This window comes from Frankiales bacterium (assembly GCA_016125335.1).
Classification (GTDB): domain Bacteria; phylum Actinomycetota; class Actinomycetes; order S36-B12; family CAIYMF01; genus Longivirga.
This window is the reverse complement of the sequence record WGLY01000002.1, coordinates 42,225-60,969: the sequence shown is the minus strand read 5'-3', so window position 1 is coordinate 60,969 and position 18,745 is coordinate 42,225. Positions and strand designations below refer to the sequence as shown.

Annotated in this window: 22 protein-coding genes and 1 pseudogene; 7 read left to right on the top strand and 16 right to left on the bottom strand. The window is 73.2% G+C overall.

Annotated elements, in window-relative coordinates; genetic code table 11:
• Positions 1-174: 174 nt before the first annotated feature.
• Both GC157_01195 and GC157_01190 read left to right on the top strand, forming a co-directional pair.
• On the top strand, positions 175-432 hold the full coding sequence (locus tag GC157_01195; protein ID MBI1376092.1) for a hypothetical protein: 258 nt from the start codon (positions 175-177) through the stop codon (positions 430-432).
• A 485-nt stretch (positions 433-917) separates the two neighbouring features.
• The gene (locus GC157_01190; GenBank protein MBI1376091.1) at positions 918-1,172 is read left to right on the top strand and encodes a hypothetical protein; all 255 of its coding nucleotides are present in this window, start codon (positions 918-920) and stop codon (positions 1,170-1,172) included.
• 56 nt (positions 1,173-1,228) lie between these two features.
• On the opposite strand, the gene GC157_01185 is transcribed toward GC157_01190, so the two are convergent.
• The 14 genes from GC157_01185 to GC157_01120 form a co-directional block, all read right to left on the bottom strand.
• Complete coding sequence (locus GC157_01185) at positions 1,229-2,005, bottom strand: hypothetical protein (GenBank protein MBI1376090.1); 777 nt, start codon at positions 2,003-2,005, stop codon at positions 1,229-1,231.
• A gap of 132 nt (positions 2,006-2,137) precedes the next feature.
• Positions 2,138-2,338 carry a hypothetical protein gene (locus tag GC157_01180; protein MBI1376089.1) on the bottom strand — a complete coding sequence of 67 codons (201 nt, stop codon included), beginning with the start codon at positions 2,336-2,338 and terminating at the stop codon, positions 2,138-2,140.
• Positions 2,335-2,613, bottom strand: a complete 279-nt coding sequence (locus GC157_01175) for a hypothetical protein (GenBank protein ID MBI1376088.1) — start codon at positions 2,611-2,613, stop codon at positions 2,335-2,337. The genes GC157_01180 and GC157_01175 overlap by 4 nt, the downstream gene beginning before the upstream one ends.
• 56 nt (positions 2,614-2,669) lie before the next feature.
• A complete protein-coding gene (locus GC157_01170; GenBank protein ID MBI1376087.1) occupies positions 2,670-2,864 on the bottom strand; it encodes a hypothetical protein in 195 nt (64 codons plus the stop codon).
• A 9-nt stretch (positions 2,865-2,873) separates the two neighbouring features.
• Complete coding sequence (locus GC157_01165) at positions 2,874-3,695, bottom strand: hypothetical protein (GenBank protein ID MBI1376086.1); 822 nt, start codon at positions 3,693-3,695, stop codon at positions 2,874-2,876.
• Positions 3,696-3,780: 85 nt separating this feature from the next.
• Positions 3,781-3,999 (bottom strand): hypothetical protein, encoded by a 219-nt coding sequence (locus GC157_01160; GenBank protein ID MBI1376085.1) that lies wholly within the window; start codon positions 3,997-3,999, stop codon positions 3,781-3,783.
• The gene (locus GC157_01155) at positions 3,996-4,337 is read right to left on the bottom strand and encodes a hypothetical protein (protein MBI1376084.1); all 342 of its coding nucleotides are present in this window, start codon (positions 4,335-4,337) and stop codon (positions 3,996-3,998) included. The genes GC157_01160 and GC157_01155 overlap by 4 nt, the downstream gene beginning before the upstream one ends.
• Positions 4,338-4,462: 125 nt before the next feature.
• Entirely contained in the window at positions 4,463-4,795 is a 333-nt protein-coding gene (locus GC157_01150) for an HNH endonuclease (protein ID MBI1376083.1), read from the bottom strand.
• A gap of 146 nt (positions 4,796-4,941) precedes the next feature.
• Complete coding sequence (locus GC157_01145) at positions 4,942-5,148, bottom strand: hypothetical protein (protein MBI1376082.1); 207 nt, start codon at positions 5,146-5,148, stop codon at positions 4,942-4,944.
• A complete protein-coding gene (locus GC157_01140; GenBank protein MBI1376081.1) occupies positions 5,145-5,444 on the bottom strand; it encodes a hypothetical protein in 300 nt (99 codons plus the stop codon). The genes GC157_01145 and GC157_01140 overlap by 4 nt, the downstream gene beginning before the upstream one ends.
• Before the next feature lie 363 nt (positions 5,445-5,807).
• Positions 5,808-7,139, bottom strand: coding sequence for an AAA family ATPase (locus tag GC157_01135; protein ID MBI1376080.1), 1,332 nt, complete (start codon positions 7,137-7,139; stop codon positions 5,808-5,810).
• A 149-nt stretch (positions 7,140-7,288) separates the two neighbouring features.
• Positions 7,289-7,558: a hypothetical protein gene (locus tag GC157_01130; protein ID MBI1376079.1), complete on the bottom strand. Its 270-nt coding sequence runs from the start codon at positions 7,556-7,558 to the stop codon at positions 7,289-7,291.
• A 157-nt stretch (positions 7,559-7,715) separates the two neighbouring features.
• Complete coding sequence (locus GC157_01125; GenBank protein MBI1376078.1) at positions 7,716-8,219, bottom strand: hypothetical protein; 504 nt, start codon at positions 8,217-8,219, stop codon at positions 7,716-7,718.
• Positions 8,220-8,652: 433 nt separating this feature from the next.
• On the bottom strand, positions 8,653-10,083 hold the full coding sequence (locus GC157_01120) for a hypothetical protein (protein ID MBI1376077.1): 1,431 nt from the start codon (positions 10,081-10,083) through the stop codon (positions 8,653-8,655).
• Positions 10,084-10,311: 228 nt separating this feature from the next.
• On the opposite strand from GC157_01120, the gene GC157_01115 reads away from it, so the two are divergent.
• Together GC157_01115 and GC157_01110 are read left to right on the top strand one after the other, a co-directional pair.
• Positions 10,312-11,427, top strand: coding sequence for a M24 family metallopeptidase (locus tag GC157_01115; GenBank protein MBI1376076.1), 1,116 nt, complete (start codon positions 10,312-10,314; stop codon positions 11,425-11,427).
• Positions 11,427-12,584, top strand: a complete 1,158-nt coding sequence (locus GC157_01110) for an acyl-CoA dehydrogenase (GenBank protein MBI1376075.1) — start codon at positions 11,427-11,429, stop codon at positions 12,582-12,584. The genes GC157_01115 and GC157_01110 overlap by 1 nt, the downstream gene beginning before the upstream one ends.
• Before the next feature lie 4 nt (positions 12,585-12,588).
• On the opposite strand, the pseudogene GC157_01105 reads toward GC157_01110, so the two are convergent.
• A pseudogene (locus tag GC157_01105) lies at positions 12,589-13,818 on the bottom strand (cation:proton antiporter).
• A 90-nt stretch (positions 13,819-13,908) separates the two neighbouring features.
• On the opposite strand from GC157_01105, the gene GC157_01100 reads away from it, so the two are divergent.
• Positions 13,909-14,349, top strand: a complete 441-nt coding sequence (locus GC157_01100; GenBank protein ID MBI1376074.1) for an AsnC family transcriptional regulator — start codon at positions 13,909-13,911, stop codon at positions 14,347-14,349.
• Positions 14,350-14,389: 40 nt separating this feature from the next.
• On the opposite strand, the gene GC157_01095 is transcribed toward GC157_01100, so the two are convergent.
• A complete protein-coding gene (locus tag GC157_01095; protein MBI1376073.1) occupies positions 14,390-15,832 on the bottom strand; it encodes a lysine 2,3-aminomutase in 1,443 nt (480 codons plus the stop codon).
• Between the two features lie 313 nt (positions 15,833-16,145).
• On the opposite strand from GC157_01095, the gene GC157_01090 reads away from it, so the two are divergent.
• Both GC157_01090 and GC157_01085 read left to right on the top strand, forming a co-directional pair.
• The gene (locus tag GC157_01090; GenBank protein ID MBI1376072.1) at positions 16,146-17,189 is read left to right on the top strand and encodes a zinc-binding alcohol dehydrogenase; all 1,044 of its coding nucleotides are present in this window, start codon (positions 16,146-16,148) and stop codon (positions 17,187-17,189) included.
• 7 nt (positions 17,190-17,196) lie between these two features.
• On the top strand, positions 17,197-18,738 hold the full coding sequence (locus GC157_01085; GenBank protein MBI1376071.1) for an amidohydrolase family protein: 1,542 nt from the start codon (positions 17,197-17,199) through the stop codon (positions 18,736-18,738).
• Positions 18,739-18,745 lie beyond the last annotated feature (7 nt).

The window sequence follows — 18,745 nt, the reverse complement described above, 5'->3', positions numbered from 1 at the left end:
CGAGACGACGCGCGATCCCCTGTGCCGCAACGAATTCCGCGATTTCCATACCTTGCGCCCGGGGCGCCGGCAGTCCTAGCCTGACCACGTCGCACAGCGGAGGCGGCCCCGGCGGAGCGTTGCGACCGCTGCGCCGGGGCCTGACGCACCACCTGAGCAAGCAGGGAGCGCGCTATGGGAAGCATGGGGGCCGGTGAGCCCACGGTCTACGTCGGGTCCGCGATCGACGAGATCGCCTTCGGGGAGGTCTACGAGCAGCTCACGGCGGCCGGGTTTCGGCCGATCGGCGCGGGGGCGGTCCTGGAGATCGACCTCGACGGACTGCTCGGCGCGGACTACCGGCTCGGACTCAACTGGGTCGAGGCGACGATCGCCGAAGGGTTCGCCGTCCCGGTCGTCGGCACGGTCGAGGAGATTCTCGGGGCTGCCTGACTAACCAGCGATGGGAGCCTGGCCTCGCTTTCCCCGTTGCGGAGCCGGGCGCCCTCGCCTGTCCTTCGGGCGGAACTGAGTCCCAGCAGGACGTCACGATGTGAGCCGCATCACAATTAGAATCGGTATGGAACGGGAGAAATCTCCCTTGACCACAGGCCGTCCACACGCTAATCCCCAGCGCTCATGGGCTTGTCCCCAGGACAATCCACAGAATTGTCCACAGGGGATGACGGCTAGTCACACGCTTGTAAGTAAGCCCAGGTAGCCTGTCCCCTGAGTGACGAAGGCCTCGGACAAGTGGTCCGTGGTCCGGACCCCTCGACCGAGGCTTCGTGTCTACCTGGCAGTAGCGCGAAGGTAGCACGGCCAGCGCCATGGAGCGCGCTGGCTGTGCCCTCTGTCACACGAGGTGTCCTCACTCAGAGCTGCTCACGCGACATTCGCCGCGGAGCGGAAGGTGAAGGAACACGATGAACGGAATCATGGTCTCCTACGACCTCCAGCGGCCGGGGCAGAACTACTCCGGTCTGATCGAGGCCATCAAGGGCCTCGGTGCGTACAGGCACTGCCTGCAGTCGACGTGGCTTGTGGCCACCGCTCACAGCCCCGCGGCCGTGTGGGACTCGCTCGCGGGGCACGTGGACAAGAACGACCGAGTGCTGGTCATGACTGTGGGCGGCACCGCCGCTGGCTGGCTGAACAAGGCTGATTGGGACTGGATCAACACGCACATCTAGTCCACACGAGCGAGTACGACGCCCGCCTCCGAGCCACGGAGGCGGGCGTCGTGCTGTCAGTCGCGACGTCGGCGAGAACGTCGTAGAGGTTGTGGGTGTATGTGTGAGACGCCGCTACCCATCACTCCCACAGGCATCGCGAAGTTGACGAGTGCGCCAGGTCGAATGCCTGGACCGAGGACGTCGCAGTAGAACGCGTCGTCGACCGTGGCGTCGCTGTGGAGCCAGACGACGAGGCATTCCTGCCCAACGACCGGACCGGACGAGCGCTTGATGAAGCCGACAAGCACCTGAGCCACGGCCATTGGGTTCGATCTGACCTTGGGAATCGCCTTGTGCAGCAGGTCGAGCGATGCCTGCGATGGTGGAACGCCGAGAGTGAAGAACTCCTCGTGGTAGTCCTGCAACGAGGTCGCCACGAATAGCCGGGCGGGATGACTCCGGATGGTGCCGTCAGCCATGTGCATGTTGCTGATCAGCGCGAGCGTGGGCCGCCGATCGAGGAAGCCGATCCCGGCGAAGGCGAGCTTCCGCCGAGGATTTCGCAGGGCGACTCGATTGAGCCTCTTTGTCACCGCCGCGAGATCCAGGCGCCTGGCGCTTCCGGCTAAGGCAGATGCAGCGAGATCCTTCGCCAGCCAGTCGATAGACCGAACCTGTTGCCCAGAGACGTTCAGGTAGGCGGCGCCCGTCAGACCGAAGACCAACCCCCCGTCCCACGTCAGCAACTTCGTGTAGCTGTCCTCCTTGATGGTTCCGTCCGGCAACGTCACCCGTCGGTCCGCGGCCACGACTGCGAAGTCCCTGTTCGCGTAGAAGGCGATGAGCGTCACGCTGGCTCCCTCGTTTCGGCGGCGGGCTTGCGTCAGCGCGGCCGCGTGCCGCTCAGCATGCTGCATCTGATCGCGGTGCGCGCCCGGCCCACGGCCCCCGCTGAGGGAAGGGTCGGGGGCCGGGCGCAGCGTTCAGTCGCGATGCTCGTCCTCGATCGCTGCGAGGGCCTCGTCGAGGTCGTCGGGCTCCGGGGCGGGCTCCGGGGCGGCAGGTTGCGCCGGGGGTGCCTTGCGCTTCTCGGAGAACTCGGCGGCGGTGGCGGTCAGGGCGCTGTGCTCCTCGGCGGGCATGCCGATGGGGCACGACGCCCTGACGAAGTTGTGGCCGGTCATCGGCTCACCTCCTGGATCCAGGCGCCGGCCACGGCCGCGCGCAGGTTGGACGCACGCGCAGCGATCTGCTGCGCGACGATGCTGTCGGGCTCGCCGGGGCCGGTGCCGTAGTCGTCGACCCCGCGCAGCGAGTCGACGACGAGGGCCGGAGCTGCGACCGAGACGACGTAGCGGCGAGTGGCGCGGTCGTCGGTGTGCCCGGCTTCGAGTGCCGCCGGGAGGAGCAGGCCGTACAGCGCCCTCGCGTGGGCGGTGTAGGTGTCGGGGTCGCTCACCGGGAGGTGGTCGCGAACTACGTTCGGCGCCGTCTCGACGCGGCGGGGGCGGCGGCTCACGGCTCCGCGCCGTCGGGGACGACGAGGCGGCCCTTCGAGTCGGTGTAGGCGCGGGGCGGGTAGCCCAGATCCTTGAGGCGCTCGTTGTGAGCGTCGAAGACCTCTTCCCGAGTGGGGGCGCGGGGCGGCGGGTTCTCGGTGCGCTCCAGCGCGGCGGCGACGGCGGCCTTGACGGGGTCGTGGGTGGTCATCGTGGTCTCCTAGACGGCGCGGAGGGTGCCGACGCGGCCCGACGGGAGGCCGCTACGACGCCGGGCGGCCTCGGCGTTCTCGGCGGCTCGGGTGGCTGCGAGGCGGTCGGGGGCGGGGGTGCGGGTGCCCTCGATGAACGTCGGCGTCGGGATGCGCAGCGCGAGGGGGAGGTCTCCGCCTCGCAGGGCGGCGGTGCGGCGGGCGACGAGGACCCGGTCGTCCTCCGCCTGGCGGGCCAGGTTGTCGACGTCCTGGGCGGCCTCGGTCGGGCGGACGCCGGAGGCGATCAGGGCGCGCCGGTCGATCTCACGGAGGAGCCTTGCTGCCTGCTCGGTGGCGGCGACGGCCTGCTCGGCTGCGGCGAGCGCGGTGCGGGCGGTCTCTGCCGTCGCCTCCATGGCGGCGTGCGCGGCGGCTCGGGCGTCGCCGACGGAGGCGGTGTCGACCGCCTCGTCGAGGGCCGTCGCGGCGTGCGAGGCGGCCCTGTCGAGGGCGGCGTAGCTGCGGTGCGCGACGTGGGCGGCGGCGATCGCTGCGGTCGCGTCCGGCTCCTTGGCCTTCGCGTCGCCGGAGCGGACCGTGAGCTGGTACGCGGCCTGCGCGTCCTGGAAGTCCTGGGCGATCTCGGCTCCGGCGTCGCGGGCGGCCTCGGCGGCGGCGAGCGCGGCGGCGTAGGCCTCGGCGGCCGAGGCCACGGCGGGGTCATGCTGCGCGAGGAGCGCGACCAGCGCCGGGGCGGATTTGGGCTCGCGCTGCGGGCCGCCGAGGTGGGTCTTCGGGTCGAGGACGCTCCTCCCGTTGGGGAGCAGAGCGGCGGTGTTCTCGGTCATTCGGGTGTGACCTCCTGGGTCACCGGGCGCGCCGGGTAGGACGGCGGGCGCGCTATCGCCGTGGAGTCGGGGGGTGCGGGGGTTGTCAGCTCACGCGCCCGTGGTCTCTGGCGAAGTCCTGGGCGAGGGTCCGAGCGACGGAGCCGTCGACCGGGGCACCGGGGTGGGCGGCGCGGTAGCGGGTGGCGGCGTCGAAGGCGGCGCGGAGGATCGAGCCGCGCGCGGTGGCGACGTCGGCGGGGGTGAGGGGCGGCGGGGGCGGGAGTGCCGGCGCTGAGGCGGTCGTCGTGGTGGGCCGCCTCATCGCGAGGCCCAGCGCTTGCGGACGAGCGCAGCGCCGGCCGCCGAGGCGGAGGAGGCGGTCGGGGTCAGCCCGGCCGCCTTCAGCGCGACGACGGCGGCGGCGCGGGCGAGACGCGCCTCGCCGATGAGCGGGTTCGCGACGGGCTGGCCCCGGTAGCCGGGAACGGTGACCGACTCGCCGATCGAGGCCTCGCAGGTGTCGGCGAGGGAGATCAGGCGACACGCCTGGACGAGCGCGTGGAAGCGGTGCGCGTCCAGTTCCGGGTCGGCTTCGAGTACGTCGAGGAACAGGTCCCGGGCGTCGTCGGAGAGGCCCTCCGGGACAGCGGGGGCGGGCATGCGGCCTCCAGGAGGCAGGTAGGTGGGTCAGAGGTCGATACGTAACCGGGCCGAGGCGCGATGCCGTCCAGGACGCACGAGGGGGGTGGAGGGGGGTCGGGTGCCAGGGGTCTGCGCCTGCCAGCTCAGAGCAGGCCGGGGTGACGCTCGGGCTCGCGGTTGCGCGAGGCTCGCGCGCGGCGCGCGGCGGCGGCCTGGCGGTTGGTGAGGATCCGGTGGTGGAAGGCGCAGAGGGTGCGGAGGTTCATCGGCGAGTGGTCCGTGGGGTCGCCGATGTGATCGACCTCAAGGCGACCGCCGGGACCGGAGCCTGTCTCGGCGCAGCGCCGACGCGAGGCGCCGTCGTAGTCGACCCAGACGCACCGACCACCGTCGCGGCGGATCACGACGTTGCGGATCTGGCGCCAGTTGACGGGCAGCGGTGAGGTTCGCCAGGACGAGGAGGAAGAGGCAGGCATCGGGGTTCCCTTCGAGAGCAGCAGGAGCCGCGCCACGCCCCGCCGGACCAAGACCGAGGACGGTCCGAAGGGGCGCGGCGCAGCCGAGCACGCTGCGGCGGCCGGGCTCGCGGAAGGACGGGCGCGAGCGGCGCGCGGCGTGCGGTCTAGGAGCCGCGGCGCAGGTAGCGCGCAGCGACGGAGTCGTCGGGCACAGGGCGGCCCGTGTAGGCGTAGAAGGCGACGACGCAGCGGACCCACGCCGGAGGGCGGTAGGTCGCGCGGCGGGCCGCGAGGCGGGCTTCGTCGGCCCGGAGCGCGGGCGCCGAGGGCCAGAGGGCGAGGTGGCCGAGGCCGTCGTCGTCGGCGGTCATGCCTCCCGCCGCTGGGACAGGTAGCCGGAGAAGAGCAGCGCGAAGTCCGCCGGGTCGAGGACGTGCTCCAGGGCGTCGAGCGGCACGCCGTAGAGGCTGCCGTCGAGGTCATGGTGAGCGGCGCCAGAAGGTGGCGCGAGGAGCCAGACGCGGCCGGCGTCGTCGGCGGCGAGGAGGAGGGCGCCGCTTCGGTAGGTGCCGTCGACCGAAGCGGTCACGGCCGGGTCGAAGTTGACGGTCTCGTAGGTCGCGGCGCCGGTACGGACGCGGTGGGGGCGGTAGGTCGTGGTCGTCATGTGACGGGTTCCCTTCGTGGTCGTGGGTTCCGTGGTCGGTGGTCAGGTCGCGCCCGGCGCCGAGCTCCAGGCCCGGAAGGTGGCGAGGAGCCCGGCGCGGGCGACTAGCGCGCAGCGGTGGAACCCAGGTGGGCCGCTGCGCGCTCAGACGGCCTGGGACCAGCGGGCCGTGCGTTGGAGGGGGGTCGGCGTCCCACGTCCCACGGGCGTCCCACTCCCTATGGGGGTCGGGGTGGGACGCCTGTTGGGGTGGGACGGACGTGGGACGGATCACGGCGTCATCGCAGGTGAGACGGCGTCCCACGGGTGGGACGCGGCGTGGGACGCCGCGCCGTTCCGTGGGACGGACTTACCTGTTCGGCCTCAGTGGGACGGGAGTGGGACGCCGTCGGCCCCGTCAGGGAGCCGAAGGGCGAACGGTTCTGGGATCGCGATGCGCAGCCGCCGGGCGACGTGGTCCTGGACCTTGTAGCGGGGCGGCGCGGACTCGGACCGCATGACGTTACGGACGAGGCCGTGCGCGACCAGCTCCGTGAGGTAGCGATAGGCGGTCGTCCGAGCGATGCCGCTGGCGATCATGGTGCGCACGGCGTCCGACTTCGAGAAGTCGGCGTCGCCACGGAAGGTCAGTCGCACGGCCGTCCAGCCTGCGTGCCACGCCTCCGGGTCGGCTTCGATGGTGGCGAAGGAGCGTCGATCGGTCGGGACGAAGACGCAGGAGTCGGCGACCTCCTGGAGGCGGAAGTCGATCACGTCCTCGACCGGGCCGTCCTTGCGCTTCGTACGCTTCAGGGCGTGCGGCTCGAAGGTCGCGTCGATCCGGTAGACGGTGTCCATCGCGCCCTCCAGGGAGGAGGAGCCGCGCACGGTTTCGCCGTCCTTGCCGGTGTGGTGGACGACGAGGACGGTGCCGCGTGGCGTGGCGCGCTTGACGGTCTCGAAGGCATCGACGAGGCGACCCATGCCTTCGGCACTGTTCTCGTCCACGCCGACGGCCATGCGGGCGAGGGTGTCGAAGACGACGAGGTCGAAGTCCTCGCGCTCGACGTGGTCCGCCAACTCGCGCAGGTCGGCGGGGCGTGTCACTTGGATAGCGGCCGGTAGGACGACGAAGCGGTCGGTCTCGATCTCCGCGCCGTGATGCGCCTCCCACGCCGAGAGACGCGCGTGGAGGCCGTGGGCGCCTTCGCCGACGATGTAGAGGACGCGGCCGGGCTCGGCGGTCCGTCCGAGCCACGGGGCGCCGGTCGCGACGGAGGCGGCCCAGTCCAAAGCGACGAAGGACTTCCCGGTGCCGGGTGGGCCGGCGAGGAGTGCGATCGAGCGGCGGTCAAGGGTCTCGGCGATCAGGGGCTCGGGCTCGGGCAGCGTGGCGAGATCGGCGCGGGTGAGGAGGGTGACGCCGAGCAGGGTGCGCGAGGCCTGGAGCGGCCGGTCGTGCGCCAGTTCGAAGCCGCCGGAGGCGAGGCGCTCCAGGATCACGTCGGTGGGCAGGCCGAGGCGGTCGACGATCGCGTCGGCGTCGCAGGCGCCGTGATTCATCACGCACCACACCGAGGCGCGCTCGGGGGCGAGCGAGACGATCAGCGACTTCGCGTGATCGCAGATCGGGCAGCGGCCGACGAGGGACTCGGTGCCGCGATGCGGGTCGGGCTGGGCGCCGGATGCGCCGATCAGGGTCGAGAGGGGGTCCATCTGGGTCTCCGTGGGGTCGGGTGGGCTCGGGCAGCGACGCACGCCGCCCGCTCCCCGGGGCCTGGCCGGGCCGTGGTCCGAGGAGCGGGCGGGGCGTTCTCTCCACCCGAGGAGAAGGGGCCGAGCCGCAGGGGGCTCGGAGTCGTGGGTCAGCGACCTAGAGCCGTCAGCGAGTCGGCGAAGGCCTCTTCGCCGACAAGGTCGAGCATCGCGTCCAGGGCTTCACATTCGGCGGCGGTACCGGCCGTGACCGTCTCTGCGATCAGGCGACGAAGGCGTCGGGCGGCCTCGGCTCGGCGCTCGTCGTGGGTTCGGCGATGGCGGCGCTGGCGGCATCGGTCAGAGCAGGTCTTCGCCCAGGAGCGTCCGGACTCGAAGGTCACCGAGCACTCTGAGCAGGTCGTCACGTAGGTGCTCACGGACGCCTCCTTCGTTTGTCACGCTGGCAGGCCAAGCGCAAGGCCCCCAGCGGGATCCGCGCCAGGGGCCTCGCTTCCCGCACGGGCCTGCCAGGGCGCCGGGTGCGGGCGGTATGGGGGTTGTCTTCCCACTAGGGATATTTCGCGGTCAGGCCGGTCAGAAGTCGTGCCCGAAGTCGGCCAGGGCCTCGGGGTGGTGGTCGGCGAGCCACAGGGCGGCCGGGTCCTTCTCGCGCTTGCGGGAGGCACCCTTCACAGCGCCGTCGAGGGTGAAGCCGTCGAGGGCCTGGTCATCGACCGTCGTGGCAGCGCGCCGGGTCGGGCGGTCTCTAGTGCGGTCGGGTGCGAAGGCGCGGGAGAGCCGGCCGTCGTCTGCAAGGTAGGCCTTCGGGGACTCGGTCGTCATGCCGCGCGTGGCTACGAGACGGTCGCGGGTGCGGCGGGTCAGGTCGTGGGCGGGGCGCCGGTCGAGGATCGCGTGGAGCTTGGCCTCGGATGCGGCGGACTCCTCGGGCGTCTCGGCGGCGCGGCGATCCGGGCGGCTCTGCGCGTCGCTCGCGGCCTTACAGCGCGGGGAGCAGAAGACCGGACGCCGGCCGCGCCCTCCGTAGGTGAGCGGACCGGAGCAGATGGGGCAGGGATCGGGGAGGGGGCATCTCACGGGGGCTTCCTTCTGGCAGTGGGGGCGGTCACCCGCTGGCACGGGTGACGGGGATTCGAGGCCGGTAGACAGAGGTGAGGCGCGGCCTCCGGATCTCACGGGAGCGGCGTGCGCGGTGGGCACAGATCGGCGAGCAGGGAACACCTATGTAGAGGGCCAGCGGCTCCATGGCTGCTCACCATGTGGCTTGCCCCGACGGTCGTGGCACACATGAGGAGGGCGCTAGCGGCGCTCGACCTGCTCACACGGACGCACTTCGTTGCCGAGCCGTGACCTGAACGGGTCGCCGAGTCGAGCGCACTCAGGAGGAGTCGGTCAGGGGTGCGCTACCTGCTCAGGTGCCCAAACGGCCAGACACAGGAGGACAGGGTCAGTAGCGCCGGGGCTGCTCGCCGGATGGCGCAACTTCACGGGATGGCGAGCCCAACAGGCGTCAGGCGCGAGGACGCCACTCCCACGCGAGGCGCTCGCCCAGGTCGAATGAGGCAGGGCGGCGGCCGCGAACGCCGGGGAAGACGAGGATCCGCCCGTCGATGTTGGCGGCGAGCATCGCGCGGGCTTCCTCGACGGAGTCTTCCGCGAAGGCCTCGCCGATGGTGCGGCCCGTCTCGCGCCACTCGACAGTCACCTCGGGGGGAGCGTCAAGCAGAGCGGCGCGGCGCTCCTGAAGAGCGCGGAGCGTGTCGACGGCGTCGGCTGTGGCGGATGTGGCAACCGCTGCGACGGCGGCTTGGATCGCCTCCTCGACGGAGGGGAGGCCAGACGCCGGCTCATGCCGGATCTCGTAGAGCTCGGGCTCGCTTCCGAGGTCCGCGACGAAGGTGCGGGCGACGTACTGCTCGACGTCTGCCGCCGAGATCGACGCCGCAGCGGTGCATCCGGTGCCGTCAGAACGCCCGTGGCAGGAGTAGGCCTGCGCGCCGTCCTGCCCGCGCGAGTGCAGGCGCATGGAGCCGCCGCAGGTCGCGCACTCCAGGAGGCCGGAGAGCAGGCGCGAGGCGCGCGTCGTCCGGGCGCGCGGCTGGGGGGACGGTGCGAGGCGCGCGCGGAGGGCGAGGACGTCCTCGTACGGCAGGACGGGCTCCCAGACCTGAAGCGCCAGGCCGTCCTCGCCTCGCACAACCTCGCCCCGGTGGACCATGCGACCGGCCGTCGCATCGTTGGTCAGGACGACGCGCAGCGAGGAGAGGCTCCACGCCTTCGCGCGGCGCGGCTTCGACCCGGAGGCGTTCAGCGACTGGAGGGCCGAGTAGAGCGAGCCGCCGGAGAGCACCGTCTCGGCGGCGCGGCGAACGTGCGCGGCCTCCGTAGGCTCGACCGCCAGGGCGCGGCCCTTACCGCTGGAATGGGGGATCGAGACGTAGCCGTAGGGCGCGATCCCGCCCGCCCAGCGCCGGAGGTCGACGGCGCCGGCGCGACCGGCGCGGGTGCGCTCGGAGATCGTGTCCGCCTCCATCTCTGCGAAGGCCGCGAGGATCGTCGCGACGAACCGCCCCGAGGAGGTCGTGAGGTCGAGCGACTCCTTCACCGAGACGAGTGCCACGCCGTGCGCGTCCGCCTCCGCCGCGAAGGTGCGGAAGTCGATGACGTTGCGAGCGAGGCGGTCGAGGCTCGCGAAGACGATCACGTCAACCTCGCCGAAGAGCGCGCGGAGCCGTTGCAGCCCTGGCCGGGCCAGTCGGAGACCCTTCGCCGAGGCGGAGACGTCGAGGTCTTCGACGACCTCCGCGACCCTCCAGCCCTTTGCGAGGCAGTAGGCCTCGGCGGCTTCGCGCTGACGCTCAGGGGACGTGCTCGGGTCGTGCTCGCCTCGGTGGACGGAGAGGCGGACGTAGACGGCGGCACGCAGGCGCTTCGGGCTCATGGAGCCAGAATAGGCGCGCTTCGCTACTTCGGTGAGGCGGAGTCCAGGAGGAGCAGCTTCTCGGGTCGGTCGGTCACGCGGACACGCTACGGCCCCCGCACCCGTCCGGGTGCCCGCTCGCCGCGGCCGACGGCCCGCGGAGGTGCCGGCACGGCCGGGTGCGCGCCGGAGCGTGGCGCGGGCGCCCACACGGGCCCGGGAGCGCCCTCCCGGCGTAGGGTCGCCGACGTGAGCACCCACCCCCCTGTCTCCGACCTCGCCGACCGTCTGGCGCGGGCACGGGCCGCCACCGCGGCCGCCGGCGTCGACGCCCTGCTCGTCTCGCCCGGCCCGGACCTGCGCTACCTCACCGGCTACGACGCGATCCCGCTCGAGCGGCTGACCTGCCTCGTGCTGCGCCCCGACGCGGACCCGGTCGTCGTCGTGCCCGGTCTCGAGCGGCCGGCGGCACTCGCCAGCCCGCTCGGCGAGCTCGACGTCGAGGTGCTGCCGTGGGCCGAGACCGACGACCCGTACGCCCTCGTGGCCTCGCTGCTGGCCCCCGACGCCACGGCCGCGGTGGACAACCACATGTGGGCGGAGAAGGTCCTGCGGCTGCGCGCGGCCATGCCGGGCGCGACGCAGACGCTGGCCGGCGACGTGCTGCGCGAGCTGCGGATGCGCAAGTCGCCCGACGAGGTGGAGGCGCTGCGCCGGGCCGGCGCGGCGATCGACCGCGTGCACGCCCGGGTGCCCGAGTGGCTGAAGGTGGGCCGCACCGAGCGTGAGGTGGGCCGCGACATCGCCGAGGCCATCGTGGCCGAGGGGCACGTGCGGGTCGACTTCGTCATCGTGGGCAGCGGGCCCAACGGCGCGAGCCCGCACCACGAGCTGTCCGACCGCGTCATCGGCCCGGGCGAGACCGTGGTGGTCGACATCGGCGGCACGATGCCGGACGGCTATTGCTCCGACGAGACGCGCACGTACAGCATGGGCGAGCCCGACTCCGAGGTCGCGGCCTACTACGCGGTGCTCCAGGCAGCCCAGGCGGCCGCCTGCGAGCACGTGCGCCCCGGCGTCACCGCCGAGAGCGTGGACGCGGCCGCGCGCGAGGTCATCGCCGACGCCGGCTACGGCGAGCTCTTCGTGCACCGCACCGGCCACGGCATCGGCCTGGAGACCCACGAGGAGCCCTACATCGTGGCGGGCAACGCCGAGGTGCTCGAGCCGGGCATGGCCTTCTCGATCGAGCCCGGCATCTACCTCCCCGGGCGCAGCGGCGCCCGGATCGAGGACATCGTCGTCTGCGGCGAGACCGCGGGCGAGCGCGTCAACCTCCGACCCCGGGAGCTGGTGGTGCTCTGATGGCACTCTCGATCACCCCCGCCGAGCGGCTTCTGCCCACCGACGAGGCCGTCGAGCTGCTCCACCTGGTCCGCGAGATCGCCGACGCGGAGCTGCGACCGCAGGTCGACGTCGCCGAGCACGACGGCGTGTTCCCGCGCGAGGCGCTGCGCACGCTGGGCAAGGCGGGGCTGCTGTCGCTGCCCTACCCCGAGGAGCACGGCGGGGGCGGCCAGCCGCTGGAGGTGTACCTCCAGGCGCTCGAGGAGATCGCCGGGGCGTGGCTGTCGGTCGGCGTCTCGGTGTCGGTGCACGCGCTGGCGTGCTTCCCGGTGGCCACGTACGGCACGCCGCAGCAGCAGGAGCGCTGGCTGCCCGAGATGCTCTCCGGCGAGCTGCTCGGCGCCTACTGCCTGTCCGAGCCGCAGTCCGGGTCCGACGCCGCAGCCCTGAGCACCCGGGCGGTGCCCGACGGCGACGGCTACGTCGTCACGGGCACCAAGGCCTGGATCACCCACGGCGGCACCGCCGACTTCTACAACGTCATGGTGCGCACCGGCGAGGACGGCCCCAAGGGCATCTCGTGCCTGCTCATCCCGGCCGAGGCCGAGGGCCTGTCCTTCGGCGCGCCCGAGCGCAAGATGGGGCTCAAGGCGTCGCGCACCGCGCAGGTGATCCTCGACGGCGTCCGGGTCGGCTCCGACCGGCTCGTGGGCGCGGAGGGCCAGGGCTTCGCCATCGCGATGACGGCGCTGGACTCCGGTCGCCTGGGCATCGCGGCGTGCGCCGTCGGCCTCGCGCAGGCCGCCCTCGACGCGGCCGCGGCGTACGCGAAGGAGCGTCGTCAGTTCGGCCGCCCGATCGGGCAGTTCCAGGGGCTTCAGTTCCTGCTCGCGGACATGGCCACGCAGGTGTCGGCGGCCCGAGCGCTCTACGTGACCGCAGCGCGGCTGCGCGACCGCGGGCTGCCGTTCGGCGTCGAGGCGGCGAAGGCGAAGCTGTTCGCCACCGACACCGCGATGCGGGTGACCACCGACGCGGTGCAGGTGCTCGGGGGCTACGGCTACGTCGAGGACTTCCCGGTGGAGCGCTACATGCGCGAGGCCAAGGTGCTCCAGATCGTCGAGGGCACCAACCAGGTGCAGCGCATGGTCGTCGGCCGCTCGCTGCTCGCCTGACCCCGTCGTTACTGCCCGAATGCGCGGACTCCGGCCGGTTCTCCGGTCGTTCCGGCAGTAACGACAGGGCGGGTCAGGCGGGCTGGGGCGGGCCGGCGAGCAGGCGGGCGAGCACCGGTCCGGTGATCGCGGTCAGCAGCACGTAGGTGGCTGCCAGCGCGCCGATGTCCGGCAGGCCGCCGGCCACGGCCACCACGCCCGCGATCACCACCGAGAACTCGCCGCGCGCCGCGAGCAGGGCGCCGGCCCGGCGCCACGCGCGCGGGTCCTCGTCGCGCACCACGAGGCGCGCGAGCGCGAGCTTGGTCCCCACCGTGACGGCCGCGAGCAGCGCGGCGGGCAGCAGCACGGCCGGCACCTCGGTGGGGTCCGTGCTGAGTCCGAAGAACAGGAAGAACACCGCGGCGAACAGGTCGCGCAGGGGGCGCAGCGCCGGGCGGGCGGCCTCGTTCACCTCGCCGGAGAGCAGCAGCCCGAGCAGGAACGCGCCCACCACGGGCGAGACGCCGGCGGCCCCCGCGACGCCGGCCACCACGAGCGCGGCCCCGAGCACGAGCAGCAGCAGCGCCGTGCCGGACTCCGGGTCGATCAGCCGGGTCAGCCAGCGCTGCGGGCGCAGCGACAGCACCACCGCGAGCCCGACGACGACCATCGCGGCGCCGACGCTCAGCGCACCGGCCACCACGCCGGCGCCGGTGGCCACCGCGGTGAGCGCGGGCAGATAGGGCGCCATCACGAGGTCCTCGACCACGAGCAGGCCGATGACGCTCGGCGACTCCGGGTTGGCGCGCCACGACAGGTCGCGCATCACCTGCGCGACGATCCCCGAGCTCGAGATGTAGGTGACGCCGCCCAGCGCCACGGCACCCAGCGCGCCCCAGCCGAGCAGCAGTCCGGCCAGCACCCCGGGCGTCGCGTTGAGCCCGATGTCGAGCAGCGCCGCGGTCGGCCGCCGACGCACGGTGGTGGCCAGCTCGGCCGCCGAGTACTCCATCCCGAGCAGCAGGAGCAGCAGGATGGCGCCGATCTCCGAGGAGGTCCGCAGGAACGGGTCGGAGAAGCCGAGGTCGCCGACGCCGCCCTCGCCGAAGAACAGCCCGGCGAGCAGGAAGAGCGGCACCGCCGAGAGCCCGATACGGCGGCCCAGCCGCGCCATCACCCCGAGCAGCAGGAGCGCCGCCCCGATCTCGAGGAGCCGGACCGGCGGGACGGTGGCGTCGGCCAGCAGGTCCATCCCCGGAGTCAACCAGACCTGTGGTGCGGTGTCGGCGGGGCGCCGCGCGGTAGGTTCGGCCCCGGGGGCCAGGGCAGGAGGGACGACGTCGTGGAGGAGATCGACCAGGCCATCGTGCGGCTGCTGGCCGGCGACGGCCGGATGTCCTACACCGACCTCGGCAAGGCGACCGGGCTGTCGACCTCGGCCGTCCACCAGCGGGTGCGCCGGCTCGAGCAGCGCGGCGTCATCAAGGGCTACACGATCGACGTCGACCACGACCAGCTCGGCCTGCCGCTCACGGCCCTGATCTCGATCAAGCCGATCGACCCTGCGGCGCCGGACGACGCGCCCGCCCGCCTCGAGAGCATCGCGGCCATCGAGGCCTGCCACTCGGTGGCCGGCGACGAGAGCTACGTGCTCAAGGTGCGCGTGGGCAGCCCGTCGGACCTCGAGGCGCTGCTGGCCGAGATCCGCGCCAAGGCCAACGTGTCGACCCGCACGAGCGTGGTGCTCTCGACGCCGTACGAGAACCGGCCGCCGGCCGTCTGAGCCGGCGCCGCCCGCAGCCCCGCCGCGGGCGGCGTGCGGCTCAGGAGTGCACGCCCCGGCTGGACTCGGCCGCCGCGATGGAGGAGTCGGCGTGCTGCGTCCACCACTGCTGGCCGGTGGTGCCGAGCGTGTGGATCGGGTCGTAGTACTCGTAGGTGCGCGAGAGCGCCTCGGCGTCGGCGGTCTCGATGCCGGTGCGGTAGTTCTTCGTCCAGTAGGTGATGCCGCGCTCGCGGTCGTACTCGTGCACCTGGTGCACCCACCGCTTGCCGACGTAGGGGACGTCGCACACGATGCGCGGCGTGGCGAAGCCGGGGAGGTAGCCCATGATCCCGTGCTGCAGCGCCTGCGCCTCCCACACCGCGAGCCGCCAGTGCTCGGCGTTGGGGATCATGTCGCACATGTAGAAGTAGTAGGGCATGATCCCGGCGCCGTCGAGCAGCGAGAAGCACAGGTCCAGCAGGTCGTTGACCGTGGCGTTGACCCCGCGCATGAGCACGCCCTGGTTGCGCACGTCGCGGACGCCGGCCTCCATCATGGCCCGCGCCGCCTCGGCGACCAGCGGGGTGACCGACTCGGCGCTGTTGACGTGGGTGTGGATCGCGAGGCCCACGCCGCGCTGGCGCGCCGTGGTCGCGAGGCGCTCCATGCCCGCGCGGACGTCGTCCTGGAGCCAGTGCTGCGGCAGGCCCATGAGGGCCTTGGACGCCAGCCGGATGTCGCGGATGTTGTCGATCTCCAGCAGCGCCGACACGAACTGCTCGAGCCGGGGCCACGGCATGTTCGCGACGTCGCCGCCGGAGACCACCACGTCGCGCACGCCGGGGGAGCGGCGCAGGTAGTCGAGCATCTCCTGCTGGCGGTTGTCCGGCTTGCCCACGAACTTCAGCTTGTCGACGGTGGGGGTCGAGTTGCCGACGAGGTCCATGCGCGTGCAGTGGCCGCAGTACTGCGGGCAGGTGGGCAGCATCTCGGCCAGCACCTTGGTGGGGTAGCGGTGGGTGAGCCCCTCGACCGCCCACATCTCGTGCTCGTGCAGCGAGTCCCGCGTGGCGTGCGGGTGGCTGCGCCAGTCGGTGCGGCGGTCGGAGAGCACCGGCAGCATGTAGCGGCGCACCGGGTCGGCGTAGAAGGCCTCGGTGAGCGAGCCCGCGCCCGCCGCGTCCGTGCCGGACGCCATCGTGTTGAGCATCTGCGGGGTGAGCAGCATCGACATCGTGGCGGCGTGCGCGATGTCGGACTCGAGGTCCTCGTAGAACCGGTCCTCGACCAGGTCGCCGAGCACGGCGCGCAGCTGGCCGGTGTTCTTGACGCAGTGCGCGCGCTGCCACTGCGCGGAGCGCCACTCCTCCTCGGTCACCTGCGCCCAGCCGGGGAAGCGGCGCCAGTCCGGCTCGACGAGCTCGCGGCGCGCGTAGGCGTACGGCTGCGGGAGCGCACGACCGTCGGCGGCCTCGACAGTGGCTTCGAGGGTCTCGGTCACGGGGAGCCTCCGATGAGTCGGGGGAGGGGGTGGGAGCGGGCCCAGCGGCCCGGACGGTCGCGGCGGTCGCGGACGTGCCGCGTACGCCGTTCCGGCGAGGATACGGGATATCGTCCGGATCTGGCACCATGTGACCGGACGATTTGCGCTCTATCCCGCAGGACCCTGAAGGAACGGCGTACGGAATGCGGCCGCCCGGTACTCGCGGCACCGGGCCGGCGACCGTTCGTGGTCCGAGCGGCGCCCGCCCGGGCGCCCGGAACGGAAGGATCGGCACGTGAGCAGCACCCAGGAGCGGCACCCGGTGAGCCCGGTGGGCCTGCACCGCGTCCTCGAGCCGCGCGGGGTCCTCCCGCAGGCCGCCTGGCGCCTGGACACGACGCCGGAGCTGGTCACGGGGGAGGTGCGGGTGCGGGTGCGCCGGCTCAACCTCGACGCCGCGAGCTTCCGCCAGCTCTCGGACAAGCACGGCGGCGACGGCGACGCCGTGCGCGCCGAGGTGCTCGACATCGTGCGGACGCGCGGGAAGATGCACAACCCAGTCACCGGCTCCGGCGGGATGCTCGTCGGCGTTGTCGAGGAGATCGGTCCGGACAGCCACCACCACGAGCTCGCCGTGGGCGACGAGGTGACCACGCTGGTGTCGCTCACGCTGACCCCGCTGGAGATCCACGACGACCTCCGCGACTGGGACGGCCGCTCCGAGCAGGTGCCCTGCGACGGCCACGCGATCCTGTTCGACCGCACGATCGTGGCCCGTGTGCCCGACGACCTGCCCGGTCCGCTCGCGATGGCGGTGATGGACGTGTGCGGCGCCCCGGCGCTCACCGCGCGCGTCGTGCGCCGCTACGTCGACGCCGGCCGGGCCCCGAGCGTCGCCGTCGTCGGGGGAGCGGGCAAGAGCGGCTCGCTGTCGCTGGCGGCCGCCCGCCGCGCGGGCGCCGCGCGCACCGTCGGCGTCGTCCCGGTCACCCGCGAGGCCGAGGCGCTCGAGCGCGCAGGGCTGGCCGACGTCGTCGCCCTGGCGGACGCCCGCGACCCGGTCGGACTGTCCGACGCCATCGCCGGAGCACTCGGCGGTCCCGCGGACGTCGTGGTGGTGTGCGTGGACGTGCCCGGGTGCGAGCACGGCGCGATCCTGTCGTGCGGCGACGGCGGCACGATCATCTTCTTCTCGATGGCCACGTCCTTCTCCACCGCCGCGCTCGGCGCCGAGGGCCTCGCCGCCGACGTCACGATGCTCATCGGCAACGGGTTCACGCCCGGGCACGCCGAGCTCGCGTTCGACCTCCTGCGCACGGACGCCGGGGTCGCCGGGCTGTTCACCGACCGGCTCGCCGCCGAGGGCCACCTGTGACGGCGGCATGACCCGGCTGCTGCTGCGCGGCGGGCGCACCCTGGTCGACGGGCGGATCGTCGAGGCCGACGTGGTCGTCGACGGCGCGACGCTCGCGCACGTCGGGTCGCCGGGCTCCGGCTCGGCCGACGTCGTCGTCGAGCTCTCCGGTGCGCTCGTGCTCCCGGCGTTCGTCGACGGCCACGTCCACGCCACCGACACCGGGCTCGTGCTCACCGGGCTGGACCTGTCCGCCGCCCGCTCCCGCGACGACGTGCTCGACGCCGTCGCCGCCCGCACCCGGGCCCTGCGCGGGCGGCCCGTGCTCGGGCACGGGTGGGACGAGACCGCCTGGCCGGACCGCACCCTGCCCACGGCCGCCGAGCTCGACCGTGCCACCTACGGCTCGCTGGTCTACCTCTCGCGCGTCGACGTCCACTCCGCCCTGGTGAGCGGGGCGCTGCTCGCGACCGCGCCCGCCGCCGCACGGGCCGACGGCTACGACGCCGACGGCTGGGTGCGGCGCGAGGCGCACCACGTGGTGCGCGCGGTGGCCCTCGGCTCGGTCACGGCGTCCCAGCGCGCCGAGGCCCAGCGGCACATGCTGCGCACGGCCGCCGCCCGCGGGATCGCCCACGTGCACGAGATGAACGGGCCCGGCATCGGCGGGGAGGACGACCTGCGCACCCTGCTCGAGGTGGCCGCGGACCCGGCGCTGCCCGACGTGGTCGCCTACTGGGGCCAGACCGCGGCCGACGGCGGCCTGGACGCGCTGCGCGACCTCGGCGCCCACGGGCTGGGGGGCGACCTGTTCGTCGACGGCGCACTCGGGTCGCGCACCGCGCACCTGCGCTCGCCCTACGCCGACGCCGACACCCGCGGTGCGCTCTACCTCGACGCGGACGCGGTCGCGGACCACCTCGTGCGGTGCTCGGTCGCCGGGGTCCAGGCCGGGTTCCACGTCATCGGCGACGCCGCCATGGACGTCGTCGCCGACGGACTCGTCGCCGCCGCGGCCGTCGCGGGCCGCGACCGGGTCCGTGCGCTGCACCACCGGCTCGAGCACGCCGAGATGCTCGACGCCCGTCACGTGTCGGTGCTCGCGGACCTCGAGGTCGTCGCGTCCGTGCAGCCGGCCTTCGACGCCGCCTGGGGCGGCCCGTCGGGGATGTACGTCGACCGCCTCGGCCCGGAGCGGGGCGTGCGACTCAACCCCTACGCCGATCTCGCCGCCGCGGGCGTCGCGCTGGTGCTGGGCAGCGACGCGCCCGTGACTCCGCTCGACCCGTGGGGCACCGTGCGGGCCGCCGTCCGCCACCGCACCCCGGGGAAGGGCCTGCCGCTCGCGGACGCCTTCCGCGCGCACACGGCGGCCGCGCACCGCGCCGTGGGAGAGGCTCCGGAGGACGGGCTGCGGGCCGGTGGCCCGGCGACGTTCGCCGTGTGGCGCGCCGACCCCGGCGACGACGGCTGGCCGGACCTGGACTCCCCGCCCCCCACCTGCGTGCGCACGGTGCTGCGCGGCACGATCCTGCACGACTCAGGCGACCTCGAGGAGGTGGCGGCGTGAGCCGCAC

Excerpts from the sequence above, each read along its gene's own strand:
- GC157_01195 (MBI1376092.1), top strand. The coding sequence starts at position 175 with ATGGGAAGCATGGGGGCCGGTGAGCCCACGGTCTACGTCGGGTCCGCG.
- GC157_01190 (MBI1376091.1), top strand. The coding sequence starts at position 918 with ATGGTCTCCTACGACCTCCAGCGGCCGGGGCAGAACTACTCCGGTCTG.
- GC157_01180 (MBI1376089.1), bottom strand. The coding sequence starts at position 2,338 with ATGACCGGCCACAACTTCGTCAGGGCGTCGTGCCCCATCGGCATGCCC.
- GC157_01170 (MBI1376087.1), bottom strand. The coding sequence starts at position 2,864 with ATGACCACCCACGACCCCGTCAAGGCCGCCGTCGCCGCCGCGCTGGAG.
- GC157_01165 (MBI1376086.1), bottom strand. The coding sequence starts at position 3,695 with ATGACCGAGAACACCGCCGCTCTGCTCCCCAACGGGAGGAGCGTCCTC.
- GC157_01160 (MBI1376085.1), bottom strand. The coding sequence starts at position 3,999 with ATGAGGCGGCCCACCACGACGACCGCCTCAGCGCCGGCACTCCCGCCC.
- GC157_01155 (MBI1376084.1), bottom strand. The coding sequence starts at position 4,337 with ATGCCCGCCCCCGCTGTCCCGGAGGGCCTCTCCGACGACGCCCGGGAC.
- GC157_01150 (MBI1376083.1), bottom strand. The coding sequence starts at position 4,795 with ATGCCTGCCTCTTCCTCCTCGTCCTGGCGAACCTCACCGCTGCCCGTC.
- GC157_01145 (MBI1376082.1), bottom strand. The coding sequence starts at position 5,148 with ATGACCGCCGACGACGACGGCCTCGGCCACCTCGCCCTCTGGCCCTCG.
- GC157_01140 (MBI1376081.1), bottom strand. The coding sequence starts at position 5,444 with ATGACGACCACGACCTACCGCCCCCACCGCGTCCGTACCGGCGCCGCG.
- GC157_01135 (MBI1376080.1), bottom strand. The coding sequence starts at position 7,139 with ATGGACCCCCTCTCGACCCTGATCGGCGCATCCGGCGCCCAGCCCGAC.
- GC157_01120 (MBI1376077.1), bottom strand. The coding sequence starts at position 10,083 with ATGAGCCCGAAGCGCCTGCGTGCCGCCGTCTACGTCCGCCTCTCCGTC.
- GC157_01110 (MBI1376075.1), top strand. The coding sequence starts at position 11,427 with ATGGCACTCTCGATCACCCCCGCCGAGCGGCTTCTGCCCACCGACGAG.
- GC157_01085 (MBI1376071.1), top strand. The coding sequence starts at position 17,197 with ATGACCCGGCTGCTGCTGCGCGGCGGGCGCACCCTGGTCGACGGGCGG.